Origin of the sequence: Klebsiella scottii (genome assembly GCF_036561945.1) — a bacterium.
GTDB lineage: Bacteria > Pseudomonadota > Gammaproteobacteria > Enterobacterales > Enterobacteriaceae > Klebsiella > Klebsiella scottii.
The window spans coordinates 2454215-2470332 of sequence record NZ_JARXNI010000020.1; the positions used below are offsets into that span (position 1 = coordinate 2454215).

A 16118-nucleotide genomic window follows, 5' to 3' on the forward strand; every position below is an offset into this window, starting at 1 on the left:
GCAAGGCGCATAGAATATAAACGCCGCGCATTATACGCATCTATACGACGGAAAGTGAGCATTGGATGCAAAATACGGACGACCGGAAATGAAATGCAGAATAATTGCGCAATTATAGCGGGCTGACGGAATATCAGCCCGGAGATGACAAAGCTTTACGTTTGCGCAACCGCAGGCGCTTACGCCAGGGTGCTAATCCGCGCCAGCTGCTCGAAGTAGTCAGGGAAGGTTTTCGCCGTGCACTTCGGATCGAGGATCGTCACCGGCGTGTCGGAAAGCGCCACCAGCGAGAAGCACATCGCCATGCGGTGATCGTTATAGGTGCCAATCTCAGCAAACTGCAGCTCCACCGGAGGCGTAATGCGGATGTAATCCTCGCCCTCCTCCACCTCTGCGCCGACTTTGCGCAGTTCGGTAGCCATCGCAAACAGACGATCGGTCTCTTTCACGCGCCAGTTATAAATATTGCGCAGCGTGGTGGTGCCTTTGGCAAACAGCGCCGCGGTGGCGATAGTCATTGCCGCATCCGGGATATGGTTCATATCCATATCGATGGCGTTCAGCTCACCGCGGGTACAGGCAATATAGTCATCGCCCCAGCTCACGATAGCGCCCATTTTTTCCAGCACGTCGGCAAAGCGGATATCGCCCTGCACGCTGTTACGGCCGATGCCGGTCACTTTTACCGTACCGCCCTTAATGGCGCCCGCCGCGAGGAAGTAGGACGCGGAAGAGGCATCGCCCTCAACCAGGTAGTCGCCCGGGGAGAGATACTGCTGGTTGCCGCGGACGACAAAACGCTGATAGGACTGGTTTTCAACGTTAACGCCGAAGGTCTTCATCAGGTGCAGCGTAATATCAATATAGGGTTTGGAAACCAGATCGCCTTTAATGGTGATAACGGTATCCTGCGGCGCCAGCGGCGCAGCCATCAGCAGAGCAGTGAGGAACTGGCTGGAAACGCTGCCGTCAACCTCAACGCTGCCGCCGGCGAAGCCGCCGTTCAGGCGCAGAGGCGGGTAATTTTCCTGCTCCAGATACTCAATCTGCGCGCCTCCCTGACGTAACGCATCAACCAGATGACCAATCGGACGCTCTTTCATCCGCGGTTCGCCGGTCAGCACAATATCGTTGCTTCCCAGGCACAGGGCTGCCGCCAGCGGGCGCATTGCGGTCCCGGCATTGCCAAGAAACAGCTCCAGCGCGCTATTCGCCTGCAGCGGACCACCGTTGCCGGTCACTTCGCAGCGGGTGCGATCGGAGGACAGGGTGTAATGAACTCCCAGGGCGCTCAGAGCATTCAGCATGTGGCGTACATCGTCGCTGTCCAGCAGGTTGGTCAGCACCGTGGTGCCACGGGCTAATGCCGCCAGCAGCAAAGCGCGGTTAGAGACACTTTTAGACCCAGGCAGGTTCACGGTGCCATCCACGCGCGCGATGGGTTGTAACGTCAGGGATTCCATCAAACTCAACTCTCAAAAAAACGGAATAAAAACCCCGCAGACCGGCTGCGGGGATGAAAAGCACAACGATGATTAGCCGTGACGACGTTCAAAGTCCTGCATAAAGTCGGTCAGCGCCTTCACGCCAGCCAGCGGCATCGCATTGTAGATAGATGCGCGCATGCCGCCCACGACGCGGTGCCCCTTCAGTGAATGCAGGCCGGCGGCGAAGGACTCTTCGAGGAACAGCTTGTCCAGCGCGCTGTCGGCCAGCTGGAACGGGACGTTCATGCGGGAGCGGTTGGCCGCCGCCACGTCGTTACGATAGAAGCTGCTGCCGTCGATCGCGCCGTAGAGCAGATCGGCTTTTTGCTGGTTGATTTTATCCATTGCCGCAACGCCGCCCTGCTCTTTCAGCCATTTGAAGACCAGGCCTGACAGGTACCACGCAAAGGTCGGCGGCGTGTTGAACATCGAATCATTGGCATCAAGCACGGAGTAATCGAGTATTGACGGGCAGGCGACGTTCGCTTTACCCAGCAGGTCTTCGCGAACGATTACCAGCGTCAGCCCCGCCGGACCAATGTTTTTCTGCGCGCCGGCGTAGATAACGCCAAAGCGGCTGACATCGATCGGCGCAGACAAAATAGTCGAGGAGAAATCAGCGGCGACAACGACATCATCGCCGAAGTTCGGCGTTTCATCAATGGCGATGCCGTCGATGGTTTCATTCGGGCAATAGTGCAGGTAGGCCGCGCCCGGCGTCAGCTGCCATTCGCTCATCGGACGGACGGCCCGCAGGCCATCAACGCTCACTTTGGCGTCGATGGTATTTGGCGAACAGTATTTTTTCGCTTCTTTAATGGCGCTTGCTGCCCAGTAGCCAGCGTCAACGTAGTCAGCGGTGGTTTTATCACCGAGCAGGTTCAGCGGTACGCCGGCAAACTGGCCGCGACCGCCGCCATGGCAGAATAAAACTTTGTAGTTGGAGGGGATGTTGAGCAGATCGCGAAAATCCTGCTCCGCCGCCTCGGCCACCTGGATAAACTCTTTACCACGGTGACTGATCTCCATTACCGACGTTCCCAGACCCTGCCAGTCGCAAAGCTCCTGCTGAGCCAGTTTGAGAACTTCCGCCGGCAGCATTGCCGGGCCCGAACTAAAGTTATAGACCTGAGCCATTTCCCCTCACCACGTTGCTATGTTATTTGCTCGCGAACTGTCGCGTGCATAAGTTATTCCGGTATCTGACCCTGATAATTCGGGCTGCAGGCGGGCGCCCAGTGGATTAATCCGCTGGGGCCTGCTGAAGTATGCGGGCGGATTGAATGAATGCAGCCAGCGCGCATGCAGCCTGAAGTATGACGGGTACATCGGTTTTATCATTCAGCGACACGCATCGCAATGCCTAAAACTTATGACCGGAAAAATATGATCGGCTTCACACAAAACAATTCACTACCCCTCCGGAACAAAACCGACAAAAAGGCTGTCAGGTGATGCGTTTAGCTCTGCTAACCCTCGCCCATTCTGGATTTTGACAGCGTCGACATAATTGCTTTTTACCGGCCTCAATCTCGATCACCTGACTACAGCGCACGCAGGCATATTCGCCGCGCTCAGGAATGGTCACAAAACGCTCATAGCAGCCGTCCGGCAGAATGCATAGCCCCGGCTTCACCTCTTCATCAGCGTAATAGTACATACTGATTTGACCGTTAGTTTCCATTATCGCCAGCCGCACCTGGCCGAGCTGCTCCACGCTGTAGAGACGAAGCTCCATAAAAAACTCGAACTCGGTCATGTTGGCGCTGCGGACTTTCTCCCACGCCAGCTCCCCTGCCTCTACGATAACCACCGGCTTTCCTTCCAGCAGGTTTTCCAGCCTCTCGCTTTTGGACATCAGCCACATCACCAGGCGGTACAGCAGCGCCAGGGTGACAAAAACGATAAATACCGGGATCAGCGGCACGTCATCATAAAAGGCGACGTCCCCGGCCGCAGAGCCTAGCGTCAAAATGATCAGCACTTCAAAGAGCGACATCTGGCGGACGCCGCGCCGCCCGGTAATTTTAAGGAACAGGAAAACCAGCAGGAAGGTGTAGAGGCTGCGCAGCGCGACTTCCCCTAAAAACTCCGGCGGAACTTTATCAAACGCCATGCGATGAAGATCGAACGCTTTCATTTTTTAATGCCTTAACAGTAGGTTACTGGCTGTAAGCATAGCCCAGGCTTTTATTTTCGCCGGGGCCTTCACGAAGATAGCGCCTGACACACAAACCCCGTATCATTGCGCGCTTTACGTACGAAAAAAGTGACCGCTATGACTCAAACGTTTATCCCCGGCAAAGACGCCGCCCTGGAAGATTCCATCGCTCGCTTCCAGCAGAAATTGCTCGACCTCGGATTTGATATTGAAGAGGCCTCGTGGCTGAATCCGGTACCGCACGTATGGTCAGTTCATATCCGCGATAAAGCCTGCTCGCTGTGCTTCACCAACGGTAAAGGCGCGACCAAAAAAGCGGCGCTGGCCTCTGCGCTGGGCGAGTACTTCGAACGTCTGTCGACCAACTATTTCTTCGCCGACTTCTGGTTAGGCGAAACCATCGCTAACGGGCCGTTTGTTCACTATCCAAACGAAAAATGGTTCCCGCTGACCGAAGATGACGAAGTGCCGCAGGGGCTGCTGGATCCTCGCCTGCGCGCCTTCTACGATCCTGACGATCAGCTGACCGCCGGCATGCTGGTCGATCTGCAGTCCGGCAATGACGATCGCGGCGTTTGTGGCCTGCCGTTCACCCGTCAGTCCGACGGTGAAACCGTCTATATTCCGATGAATATCATTGGCAACCTGTACGTTTCTAACGGGATGTCTGCGGGCAACACCGCTAACGAAGCGCGCGTTCAGGGCCTGTCGGAAGTCTTTGAGCGCCATATCAAGAACCGCATCATTGCGGAAAGCATCAGCCTGCCGGAAATCCCTGCCGAAGTGATGGCCCGCTATCCGGGCGTGGTGGAATCGATTAATAAGCTGGAAGCGGAAGGTTTCCCGATTTTTGCCTACGACGGCTCGCTGGGCGGCAAGTATCCGGTGATCTGCGTGGTGCTGTTTAACCCGGAAAACGGAACCTGCTTCGCCTCCTTCGGCGCGCATCCTGACTTCGGCGTCGCGCTGGAGCGCACCGTCACCGAACTGCTGCAGGGCCGTAGCCTGAAGGATCTCGACGTCTTCACGCCGCCAACCTTCGATGACGAAGAAGTTGCTGAGCACGCCAACCTTGAAACCCACTTTATCGACTCCAGCGGCCTGATCTCCTGGGATATGTTCAAACAGGATGCCGACTATCCGTTCGTCGACTGGAACTTCTCCGGCACTACGGAAGAAGAGTTCGCCACCCTGATGGCCATCTTTAAAGAAGAAGATAAAGAGGTCTACATCGCCGATTACGAGCACCTGAGCGTCTACGCCTGTCGGATCATCGTCCCGGGCATGTCGGATATCTATCCGGCAGAAGATCTGTGGCTGGCGAACAACAGCATGGGCAGCCATCTGCGCGAAACGCTCCTCTCTCTGCCGGGCAGCGAATGGGAGAAAGAAGATTATCTGGCGCTGATTGAGCAGCTGGACGATGAAGGCAACGACGACTTCACCCGCGTCCGCGAACTGCTGGGTCTGGCAACGGGCAAAGACAACGGCTGGTATACGCTGCGTATTGGCGAACTGAAAGCGATGCTGGCGCTGGCTGGCGGCGATCTGGAGCAGGCGCTGATCTGGACGGAATGGACCATTGAGTTCAATGCGTCAATCTTCAGCGCAGAGCGCGCAAACTACTACCGCTGCCTGCAAACGCTGCTGCTGCTGAGCCAGGAAGAAGAACGCCAGCCGCTGCAGTATCTGAATGCCTTTGTCCGCATGTACGGCGCAGATGCGGTGGAAGCCGCCAGCGCTGCGCTAAGCGGTGAAGCGCCGTTCTACGGCCTGCAGGCGGTAGATAGCGATCTGCATGCGTTCCCGGCCCATCAGTCCTTACTGAAAGCCTACGAAAAGCTGCAGCGTGCTAAAGCGGCGTACTGGGCTGAATAGCCTTTAGCCCTACCGCAGAGTGCCCCATCACGGAGTCGTTTACGGCTCCGTTTTTTTATATTTGATTCACGGGGCCAATAACTTGTAGTTGCAAAGTTAATTTACAGTGAAAATTGATCGCACAGCACCTTGGAGATGTTAATTTTAATAAAAATACCCCATTTTAATTAACCGATGCTTTAGCCCAAAAATGAAAAAAATCAACATAATTTGTAAATTTTAAACTTTATTTTCCCGTTAAAAAACAAATTGTTAGTATCAATTACCCCAAAAACCATACGCTAAACGGGCTTATAGTTCCGGTGGGATATGATCTACATCAATTTCCCTTCTATAATGCTTTGTTAGTATCTCACCGCCAACTTATATAAAGAGAGAGTTAGTGTGAAAGCTGACAACCCTTTTGATCTTTTACTCCCCGCAGCGATGGCGAAAGTCGCCGAAGAAGCGGGTGTCTATAAAGCGACAAAGCACCCGATGAAGACCTTTTATCTGGCGATTACCGCTGGTGTCTTTATCTCCATTGCTTTTGTCTTCTACATCACCGCGACGACCGGTACTGCCGCGATGCCTTTCGGTATTGCCAAGCTTATCGGGGGGATCTGCTTTTCACTCGGCTTGATTCTGTGCGTCATCTGCGGTGCCGACCTGTTTACCTCCACCGTACTGATCGTTGTGGCGAAAGCCAGCGGACGGATTACCTGGGGTCAACTGGCAATAAACTGGCTCAACGTCTATGTTGGTAACCTGATAGGCGCACTGCTGTTCGTGCTGCTGATGTGGCTGTCGGGTGAATATATGGCCGCCAACGGCGGTTGGGGGCTCAACGTCCTGCAAACCGCTGACCACAAAATGCATCATACATTTATTGAAGCCGTCAGCCTGGGTATCCTGGCGAACCTGATGGTCTGCCTCGCGGTGTGGATGAGCTACTCCGGCCGCAGCCTGATGGACAAAGCAATGATTATGGTTCTCCCCGTAGCCATGTTTGTTGCCAGCGGCTTCGAGCACAGTATCGCTAACATGTTTATGATCCCGATGGGTATCGTAATCCGCGACTTTGCAAGCCCGGAATTCTGGACCGCCGTTGGTTCAACTCCGGAAAGTTTCTCTCACCTGACCATCATGAACTTCATCACTGATAACCTGATTCCGGTAACTATCGGGAACATTATTGGCGGTGGTCTGCTGGTTGGGCTGACATACTGGGTCATTTACCTGCGTGGCGACGACCATCACTAAGGGTTGTTTCAGGCAGTAAATAAAAAATCCACTTAAGAAGGTAGGTGTTACATGTCCGAGCTTAATGAAAAGTTAGCCACAGCCTGGGAAGGTTTTGCGAAAGGTGACTGGCAGAACGAAGTCAACGTCCGTGACTTTATCCAGAAAAACTATACCCCGTACGAAGGTGACGAGTCCTTCCTGGCTGGCGCCACTGACGCGACCACCAAGCTGTGGGACAACGTAATGGAAGGTGTTAAACAGGAAAACCGCACTCACGCGCCTGTTGATTTTGACACTTCCCTTGCATCCACCATCACTTCTCACGACGCAGGCTACATCGAGAAAGCGCTCGAGAAAATCGTTGGTCTGCAGACTGAAGCTCCGCTGAAACGTGCGATCATCCCGTTCGGCGGCATTAAAATGGTTGAAGGTTCTTGCAAAGCGTACGATCGCGAGCTGGACCCGATGCTGAAAAAAATCTTCACCGAGTACCGTAAAACTCACAACCAGGGCGTTTTTGATGTTTACACCAAAGACATCCTGAACTGTCGTAAATCTGGCGTGCTAACCGGTCTGCCGGATGCCTACGGCCGCGGCCGTATCATCGGTGACTACCGTCGCGTTGCGCTGTACGGTATCGACTTCCTGATGAAAGACAAATACGCTCAGTTCCTGTCTCTGCAAGAAAGACTGGAAAACGGCGAAGATCTGGAAGCGACCATCCGTCTGCGCGAAGAGATCTCCGAGCAGTATCGTGCGCTGGGTCAGATCAAAGAAATGGCAGCAAAATACGGCTGCGATATCTCCGCTCCGGCAAAAACTGCGCAAGAAGCTATCCAGTGGACCTACTTCGGTTACCTGGCTGCCGTTAAATCTCAGAACGGCGCGGCAATGTCCTTCGGTCGTACCTCCAGCTTCCTGGATATCTTCATCGAACGTGACCTGAAAGCCGGTAAAATCACCGAGCAGGACGCTCAGGAAATGATTGACCACCTGGTCATGAAACTGCGTATGGTTCGTTTCCTGCGTACTCCTGAATATGATGAACTGTTCTCCGGTGACCCGATTTGGGCAACTGAATCAATCGGCGGTATGGGCGTTGATGGCCGTACTCTGGTTACCAAAAACAGCTTCCGCTTCCTGAACACCCTGTACACCATGGGGCCGTCTCCGGAGCCGAACATCACTATTCTGTGGTCTGAAAAACTGCCGCTGAGCTTCAAAAAATACGCGGCTAAAGTCTCCATCGATACCTCTTCTCTGCAGTATGAGAATGACGATCTGATGCGTCCGGACTTCAACAACGATGACTACGCTATCGCTTGCTGCGTAAGCCCGATGGTTGTTGGTAAGCAAATGCAGTTCTTCGGTGCTCGTGCTAACCTCGCGAAAACCATGCTGTACGCTATCAACGGCGGCGTTGATGAAAAACTGAAAATGCAGGTTGGTCCTAAGTCTGCACCGATCAAAGGCGACGTTCTGAACTTTGATGAAGTTATGGAACGCATGGATCACTTCATGGACTGGCTGGCTAAACAGTACGTCACCGCGCTGAACATCATCCACTACATGCACGACAAGTACAGCTACGAAGCATCTCTGATGGCGCTGCACGACCGTGATGTTGTTCGTACTATGGCATGCGGTATCGCCGGCCTGTCCGTTGCGGCTGACTCCCTGTCTGCTATCAAATATGCGAAAGTTAAACCGATTCGTGACGAAGACGGTCTGGCTATCGACTTCGAAATCGAAGGCGAATACCCGCAGTTTGGTAACAACGACTCTCGCGTAGATGACATGGCGGTCGATCTGGTTGAACGTTTCATGAAGAAAATTCAGAAACTGCACACCTACCGCAACGCTATCCCGACTCAGTCCGTTCTGACCATCACCTCGAACGTTGTGTACGGTAAGAAAACCGGTAACACCCCTGACGGTCGTCGCGCTGGCGCTCCGTTCGGACCAGGTGCTAACCCGATGCACGGCCGTGACCAGAAAGGTGCCGTTGCCTCTCTGACCTCCGTTGCAAAACTGCCGTTTGCTTACGCTAAAGATGGTATCTCTTACACCTTCTCTATCGTTCCTAACGCTCTGGGTAAAGACGACGAAGTTCGTAAGACTAACCTGGCCGGCCTGATGGATGGTTACTTCCACCACGAAGCTTCTATCGAAGGCGGTCAGCACCTGAACGTCAACGTCATGAACCGTGAAATGCTGCTCGACGCGATGGAAAACCCGGAAAAATATCCGCAGCTGACCATCCGCGTATCTGGCTACGCAGTACGTTTTAACTCCCTGACTAAAGAACAGCAGCAGGACGTTATCACTCGTACCTTCACTCAGACCATGTAATGGGTTTTGACTGAAATCGCGATATAAAAAGCGTACAATAAAGGCTCCACGCAAGTGGGGCCTTTTTAACGATACCTCCCTGTCCCCCAGTCTCTTTTGTCCGCTATCTATACTGAATGGATAACTGCCAAAACAGACTTAACACAGCCGGTTTGAGCTGTGCATCACAGGTCCCGGACGGACCGAATCTGGAGATACCACCGCAATGTCAACTATTGGTCGCATTCACTCCTTTGAATCCTGTGGCACCGTCGATGGCCCTGGGATCCGCTTCATCACCTTCTTCCAGGGCTGCCTGATGCGCTGCCTGTATTGCCATAACCGCGATACCTGGGATACCCACGGCGGCACGGAAGTGACCGTCGAAAGCCTGATGAAAGAGGTCGTTACCTACCGTCATTTTATGAACGCTTCCGGCGGCGGCGTGACCGCGTCCGGCGGTGAGGCTATCCTGCAGGCTGAATTCGTACGCGACTGGTTCCGCGCCTGCCGCAAGGAAGGCATTCATACCTGCCTCGATACCAACGGCTTTGTTCGACGCTACGATCCGGTGATTGACGAGCTGCTTGAAGTGACCGATCTGGTGATGCTTGACCTTAAGCAGATGAATGATGAAATCCACCAAAATCTGGTCGGCGTCTCTAACCACCGAACGCTGGAGTTTGCCCGCTATTTGTCACAGAAGAATATCAACGTCTGGATCCGCTATGTGGTGGTGCCCGGCTGGTCAGATGATGATGATTCCGCACACCGCCTCGGCGAGTTTACCCGCGATATGGGCAACGTCGAAAAAATCGAGCTGCTGCCGTATCACGAGCTAGGCAAACATAAATGGGTGGCGATGGGCGAAGAGTACAAGCTTGATGGCGTGCATCCGCCGAAGAAAGAGACCATGGAGCGCGTAAAAGGCATCCTCGAGCAGTATGGCCATAAGGTCATGTACTAAGCCGACGGGCGGCGTGCCCGGCTAAGCAGAATTTTCCCCGGATAGCGGCGCAGAACGTCTTATCCGGGCGGAAAACGCTTCGGCAAGCTTACGACATAAAGTATTGCGACAGCTTATTAGCCACGCTTTCAATCGAGAAAATGCGTTTCTGATGCGCCTTACGATACTCCACATAGCGCTCATCCTGCTCCTCCAGCGCGCGAAGCATCCGATCGGCAACCATCATTGCTCCCGCAATTTCGGCAAATCCTGATTCACCTTCCCCCTGTAAAGCCACCGCAGCCTGCAGGTTCCAGTCCGATAAACGGGCCAGTGGCGTAAACGTGCCGCGCGTAAGCGACAATATTTTCACCCCCTGCTGCTTTGCCAGCGTCAAAGCCTGCATCATATCCGCCGAGGCCTGTTCGGTATGAACGACGATAATTCCCGTCTTTTGCCGATCGGTTGATATCGGGATCGCCGCCGGATAAGAGCGATCGACGAAGCTGGCAACTTTGCCCATGTTGATTAAATTCATTTGCAGAAACAGGGCAACGGGCACCGCCGTACCCACCGCATAAATGGCAATGTTATTCAGCGCATTCAGCCAAACCGCTGCGCTTTGCAGCTCCTGAGCATCGATAATGGTATTGCTATCGCGAATGCTCGCCAGCACCGGCGCAATATCGTCGTCATCGCCGGCTTCCGAGCGGGCAGCCCCCTGCTCAACCGCCAGCGCCGTTCTGAAATCTGAGAAACCTTTAAATCCAAACGCCCGACAAAAACGGGTGATGCTGCCCTCGCTGGTATCAACAGAGTCGGCCAGTTCTGAAATCGTATGCCGCATCACAAAATCAGGATTTTCCGCAATAAAACGGCCCACTTTCTCCAGTATCGGGCTGAGTTCTGAAGACCCATTTCGTATGTTTATCAACAAATTATTGTCTATCTGGCTCATTTTTTGCCTTTCTTGCTCAAAATGCAAACACAGTCACATCTTTCGTTTCGCGCTAAAGATAATAATTATTATCTCACACAAACAAATAAAAATAATTATTTTTACAAACAGGAGAACATCTCATGAAAGGTCTCATCGTCTGTCGCACCGGTATGGGCAGTTCCTTAATGCTCAAAATAAAAGCACAAAAAATCATCGATAAACACGGCTGGGATATCGAACTGGAACACGACGTTCTCTCAGGTTTACGAACCTGGCGAGATATTGATTTCGTGATCACGATGCGCGATCTCACCGATGAAGTCGAAGCTGCCGGGTTTAAAGCTATCGGTATCACCGACCTGATGAACAGTGAAGAAATGGAATCAGCGCTTATCCGCGTAATCCAGCACAACTAACCTCTCCCGGAGGCAATATGGATTTCCTCAGATTTATTGTATTCGACATTCTGGGCGTCACCCCACTTTTAGTTGGTTTTATCGCATTAATTGGCTTATTGATCCAACGAAAGCCCATTGAAAAAGTGCTCTCCGGGACTTTCAAAACCATTGTCGGCTTTCTGGTTTTTGCCGGTGGGGCCGGGCTGGCCGTGACCTCTCTCGGCAATTTTCAGACATTATTCAGCGATGGCTTTGGTCTGAAAGGCGTTATGCCGCTGGCGGAAGCGCTGACCGGACTGGCGCAAACTAAATTCGCGATGTGCGTCTCGCTCATTATGGTGATTGGTTTTGGCTGGAACCTGTTCTTTGCCCGCGTGACCCCTTTCAAATACATCTTTCTCACCGGACAGCATAATCTCTATCTCTCGGCCCTGCTGACCGTCACCTTGAAAGCGCTCGGCTATAGCGACATGACCACCATTATTGTCGGTTCAATCCTGCTGGGGCTGGCCGCCTGTCTGTACCCGGCAATTGCCCAGCCGTGGATGAGAAAAATCACCGGTAATGATGAAATTGCGATGGGGCACTACGTGACGCTGGCCTACGCGGCATCCGGATGGATCGGTTCAAAGGTGGGCGATCCTAAGCAGTCGACCGAAAAGCTGAACCTGCCCGGCTGGCTGGGGATCTTTAAAGATTACATCGTCTCCGTATCAATCTCGGTCAGTATTTTCTATTACATTGCGGCGCTCGCCGCCGGGAAAGAGGCGGTCACGGCGGCGGCTGGCGGAATGCACTGGCTGGTTTACCCTCTGTTCCAGTCGCTCACTTTCACCGCGTCTCTGTACATCATCATTACCGGGGTACGCCTGCTGTTGTCTGAAATTGTCCCGGCCTTCCTCGGCATTTCGGAGAAATTCATTCCCAACGCCAAACCCGCCCTCGATTGCCCGGTCGTTTTCCCGTATGCGCCAACCGCCACGGTACTGGGATTTATCTCTTCATTTGTTGGCGGGCTGGTGGTGATGGGCTTTCTCGCGATCCTCGGGCAAACCGTCATTATTCCGGTGGCTATCCCCTACTTCTTTATCGGCGCCACCGCAGCGGTATTTGGTAATGCCTCCGGCGGCTGGAAAGGGGCCATCGCCGGCAGCTTCGTCACCGGGATCCTTATCGGCATTGGCCCTGCGTTGATCTACCCCATCATGGAGTCCGTCGGCCTGTCGGGAACCAGCTTCCCGGAAACCGACTTTGTCGCCCTGGGCCTGGTTGTGTACTACATCGGCAAAATGCTGCCATAAGAAGGAAACAACATGAACATTGATGAACTGAAGTCCCATGCGCTCGCCGCTCGCCGCGATATCGTCACGATGATTTATGAGTCCGGCATTGGCCACCCGGGCGGTGCCTTATCGATAATCGATATTCTCACCTGGATCTATTATCAGGAGGTTGACCTGGCGGCCTCGCCCCGCGCACGCGTCGTCATGAGCAAAGGGCATGCCGTTGCCGCGCAGTACGCCATGCTTTACCAAAAAGGGAAAATCGATCGCAGCGAGTTCAATACCTTCCGCCAGATCAATTCGCGCCTGCAGGGACACCCCAGCATAAAATCGCTCCCGGATGTCGACGCGACGACCGGTTTGCTCGGCCAGGGGCTATCCGTCGCCTTCGGTATGGCGGCCGCTAAAAAGCGGCGCGACGAGCCTCATCGGGTATTTGCCATCATCGGCGATGGCGAAATGCACGAAGGGCAAATCTGGGAAACCCTACAGCAGGCCGGGCATATGAAAATGGATAATCTGGTCGCGATTATCGATTACAACGGCTTCTCTTCCCACGATCCGGTCAATGAGGTGGTTAATCTCGAGCCGCTGGCGGATAAGATCCGCAGCTTCGGCTGGCACGTGCTGGAGCTGCATAACGGTAATGATATGCACCAGGTGGCCGACACCCTGATGCTCTCCCGCCATCTGAAAGGCAAGCCCGTAGCCATCGTTGCCCATACCACCAAGGGATCCGGCGTCAGCTATATGGAAAATAACGGCGACTGGCACTCAAAAACCCCGACCAACGAACAATACCAGCAGGCAATGGAGGAGTTACAGTGATGAAAGCACCGCGTGATGAGATCGGTAATGCACTGATTGCCCTGAAAGAAAAAGGCTACCCCATCGTCGCTATCGATAGTGACTTAGCCAGTTCAACCCGCACCGACCAGTTTCAGGCGCGCTACCCGGAGGCCTTCTTCGAAATGGGGATTGCGGAAGGTTCAGCGATGAGTTTTGCCGTGGGTCAGGCGCTTGAGGGCTATATCCCCTTCTATGTCAATTTTGCAATGTTTGTGACGGGGACGGCATGGACCCAGCTGCGACAGGCCTGCTACGCCAAAGCCAACGTCAAGCTGGTGGGTAGCCATCCGGGAATGGATGACGGACCGGACGGCGCCTCGCACCACGCGCTGGAGGATCTTGCCCTGACCCGTGTGCTGCCGGGCCTGACGATCCTGACGCCGGCAGATGCCGAAGAAATAGCCGACGCCTTTGAGCAGGCGGCAAAAATCAAAGGCCCGGTTTATATCCGCGTGGCGCGTGAACCGATGCCGGTGCGCGATAAAAGCGTGATACCCCGGGTCACCGATATCGCGGCCATCGCCAGCAGCGGCAACGAGTTCGCCATTCTCTTTGAGGGCACGGTGCTGGAACAGGCCAGCGAAGGCTATGAAAAGCTGGTTGCCAGCGGCAAGAAAGGCAAGCTCATCCACGTGGCGACGCTCAAACCGTTTAACCAGCAGGAATTTTATGCGCTGGTCGAAAACTGCCCGCTGATCGCCACGCTGGAGAATCACACGGTAAACGGCGGCCTTGGCGGTCAGGTAGCCGAAGCGATGGCCCAGGCGGCCCATCCGGCGCGCCTGACGCGCCTGGGAACGCAGGATACCTTCACCGAGTCGGGCAACAGCCGGCAGCTCAAGGCAAAATACGGCATCTCCGGCGAGGCGCTGTATAACGCGCTTCGCTGACCGTCGCACGAGCCGGTCGCCCAGTGACCGGCTCGCTATTTGAGGAGCCGACATGGATGCGAAATTATTTGCCGCTTGTCAGTACACCGAGCGTGGTCTGGACTGGCGCGGCGCCATTAAGCTGGCCTGCCGCCCGCTGGCGCAGCAGGGGAAAATCAGCGCCGGCTATGCGGATGCCATCATCAGCGCCACCGAGGAAAATGGCCCCTGGTACATACTCACTCCGGAATTTGCGCTCCCGCACGCCCGCCCGGATGAAGGGGTTCTGAGCCCGCACAGCGTGCTCTCACTGGTTTGCTGCGCCGAAGCCGTGGCGTTTCCCGATCACCCCGATGTGCGGCTGATTATCGTCCTGGCCGCGGCCGATAGCGAACAACATATTCAGACGATCCAGCGATTAGTCTGCTGGCTGGATGAGGAGGATCGACTGCGTCAGCTCACCAGGGTGGAGCATCAGAACCAGCTTGATGCGCTCGTCGCTGGCTGCAAATAATAAAAGGGGACAAAGTCCCCTTTTATTATCACCGTAGCGAAGGCCCGAAGAAAAATTACGCGTGAGCCACCGGCGTAGGGTGGTGCCCCGCTTTACGCAGCAGCGTCAGCAGGTAAATAAACGACACGCTGGCAATCATAATAAACAGCAAATTATCGGATAAATTCTGCATCAGCATCGCAGTAAGAGTCGGCCCAAGCAGGCTGCCGATGGTGTAGCTCATCAATAGCGCCTGGTTCATCGCCACCAGCTGATGGCGCTCAACTTTTTCGCATGCCCACGCCATCGCCACCGGATACAGCGTAAAGCCCGAGGCGCCAAGGATAAACAGAGCAGGAGCCATCGCGGCCTGGCTCAGCATTGCCAGACAGCCGAGAATAACGATAAAGACCTGAACGCGCAGCACCAGCAGACGCCCATAGCGATCCGCCAGCCGCCCCACCGGCCACTGCCCGAGGATCCCGGCGCTCACCATCACCGCCATCCAGAAACCAATCCCGGCGTCGCTCACCCCTTGATGATTCAGCCACAGCGGCATAAGCCCGTACAGCGAGCCGAGGACGATCCCGGAAATAATGCAGCCGTTAACGCCGTGGCGAGCCTGACGAAGCTTGAGCATCGGCCAGATGCGGGCCGGCTCGTGCGGCTCATCCGTCTGATTGACCACGCGCGTAAACAGCAGAGGAAGGATTGCGGCCAGCGCCAGCCCGGTCACCCAGGGCAGAACGCTCATCAGATCCGTCGGCAGCTTGCTCACCATCAGCTGGCCCAGCACGGTACCGACATAGTAAACCATCATGTACGCTGCCAGCAGGCGACCGCGGCTGCGGGTGGTCCCGCTGCAAACCAGCGCGCTTTCCACCACCACCCAAATCATTGCGCAGCCTACGCCGGCGATAAAACGCCAGCTAAACCAGGTCCAGAAGCCAATGGTGACGCCAAGCCCAACGCAGCCGACGGCAAAAATCAGCGAGGCAAGATAGTAGCTACGGTTAAATCCCAGATGTTTAATGACCCATCCGGCCATCAGGGTTCCGACCAGGTTACCGGTGAAATAGGATGAGCCAACCATCCCGACCTGCCAGGTAGGCATGTTTTCATGGGCGAGCCAAAGCGGGACGAGGGTATTTAAAACCGCTATCGCCAGCGTCAACAAAAGCAGGCCGCAGAGCAACATTTGCACCGGCCGGGTGTAGATGGACATGGATATAAACCGTGAGGAAGTTCAGATTTCGTGC

Annotated in this window: 14 protein-coding genes; 9 read left to right on the forward strand and 5 right to left on the reverse strand. The window is 54.5% G+C overall.

Going from position 1 to position 16118, the window contains the following annotated elements:
* Positions 1–179: 179 nt before the first annotated feature.
* The 3 genes from aroA to QFI97_RS19260 form a co-directional block, all read right to left on the reverse strand.
* The gene (aroA, locus tag QFI97_RS19250; RefSeq protein ID WP_095095673.1) at positions 180–1463 is read right to left on the reverse strand and encodes a 3-phosphoshikimate 1-carboxyvinyltransferase; all 1284 of its coding nucleotides are present in this window, start codon (positions 1461–1463) and stop codon (positions 180–182) included.
* Positions 1464–1535: 72 nt separating this feature from the next.
* On the reverse strand, positions 1536–2624 hold the full coding sequence (serC, locus tag QFI97_RS19255) for a 3-phosphoserine/phosphohydroxythreonine transaminase (protein ID WP_095095668.1): 1089 nt from the start codon (positions 2622–2624) through the stop codon (positions 1536–1538).
* A gap of 310 nt (positions 2625–2934) precedes the next feature.
* Positions 2935–3627, reverse strand: coding sequence for a DUF421 domain-containing protein (locus QFI97_RS19260; protein WP_095095665.1), 693 nt, complete (start codon positions 3625–3627; stop codon positions 2935–2937).
* Positions 3628–3765: 138 nt separating this feature from the next.
* Here QFI97_RS19260 and ycaO point away from each other — a divergent pair, with 138 nt between their 5' ends.
* The 4 genes from ycaO to pflA all read left to right on the forward strand — a co-directional run bounded on the left by ycaO (position 3766) and on the right by pflA (position 10048).
* On the forward strand, positions 3766–5526 hold the full coding sequence (gene ycaO / locus QFI97_RS19265; protein ID WP_346431809.1) for a 30S ribosomal protein S12 methylthiotransferase accessory factor YcaO: 1761 nt from the start codon (positions 3766–3768) through the stop codon (positions 5524–5526).
* A gap of 384 nt (positions 5527–5910) precedes the next feature.
* Positions 5911–6768 (forward strand): formate transporter FocA, encoded by an 858-nt coding sequence (gene focA, locus QFI97_RS19270; RefSeq protein ID WP_095095660.1) that lies wholly within the window; start codon positions 5911–5913, stop codon positions 6766–6768.
* Positions 6769–6819: 51 nt separating this feature from the next.
* Positions 6820–9102, forward strand: coding sequence for a formate C-acetyltransferase (gene pflB, locus QFI97_RS19275; RefSeq protein WP_095095657.1), 2283 nt, complete (start codon positions 6820–6822; stop codon positions 9100–9102).
* 205 nt (positions 9103–9307) lie between these two features.
* Complete coding sequence (gene pflA / locus QFI97_RS19280) at positions 9308–10048, forward strand: pyruvate formate lyase 1-activating protein (protein ID WP_041144788.1); 741 nt, start codon at positions 9308–9310, stop codon at positions 10046–10048.
* A gap of 88 nt (positions 10049–10136) precedes the next feature.
* On the opposite strand, the gene QFI97_RS19285 is transcribed toward pflA, so the two are convergent.
* Entirely contained in the window at positions 10137–10985 is an 849-nt protein-coding gene (locus tag QFI97_RS19285; protein WP_095095654.1) for a MurR/RpiR family transcriptional regulator, read from the reverse strand.
* 122 nt (positions 10986–11107) lie between these two features.
* Here QFI97_RS19285 and QFI97_RS19290 point away from each other — a divergent pair, with 122 nt between their 5' ends.
* From QFI97_RS19290 to QFI97_RS19310, 5 genes are read left to right on the forward strand one after another with little or no spacing between them, the layout of a single operon-like run.
* The gene (locus tag QFI97_RS19290) at positions 11108–11383 is read left to right on the forward strand and encodes a PTS sugar transporter subunit IIB (RefSeq protein WP_095095651.1); all 276 of its coding nucleotides are present in this window, start codon (positions 11108–11110) and stop codon (positions 11381–11383) included.
* A 17-nt stretch (positions 11384–11400) separates the two neighbouring features.
* A complete protein-coding gene (gene ulaA / locus QFI97_RS19295) occupies positions 11401–12666 on the forward strand; it encodes a PTS ascorbate transporter subunit IIC (RefSeq protein ID WP_095095648.1) in 1266 nt (421 codons plus the stop codon).
* 12 nt (positions 12667–12678) lie between these two features.
* Positions 12679–13476, forward strand: coding sequence for a transketolase (locus QFI97_RS19300; RefSeq protein WP_044352287.1), 798 nt, complete (start codon positions 12679–12681; stop codon positions 13474–13476).
* Positions 13476–14387, forward strand: a complete 912-nt coding sequence (locus QFI97_RS19305; RefSeq protein WP_346431810.1) for a transketolase family protein — start codon at positions 13476–13478, stop codon at positions 14385–14387. Before QFI97_RS19300 ends, QFI97_RS19305 begins: the two co-directional genes overlap by 1 nt.
* Positions 14388–14439: 52 nt before the next feature.
* Positions 14440–14880 carry a PTS sugar transporter subunit IIA gene (locus tag QFI97_RS19310; RefSeq protein WP_346431811.1) on the forward strand — a complete coding sequence of 147 codons (441 nt, stop codon included), beginning with the start codon at positions 14440–14442 and terminating at the stop codon, positions 14878–14880.
* 55 nt (positions 14881–14935) lie between these two features.
* Here QFI97_RS19310 and QFI97_RS19315 read toward each other — a convergent pair whose 3' ends face one another.
* Positions 14936–16084 (reverse strand): MFS transporter, encoded by a 1149-nt coding sequence (locus QFI97_RS19315; protein ID WP_346431812.1) that lies wholly within the window; start codon positions 16082–16084, stop codon positions 14936–14938.
* Between the last annotated feature and the right edge of the window lie 34 nt (positions 16085–16118).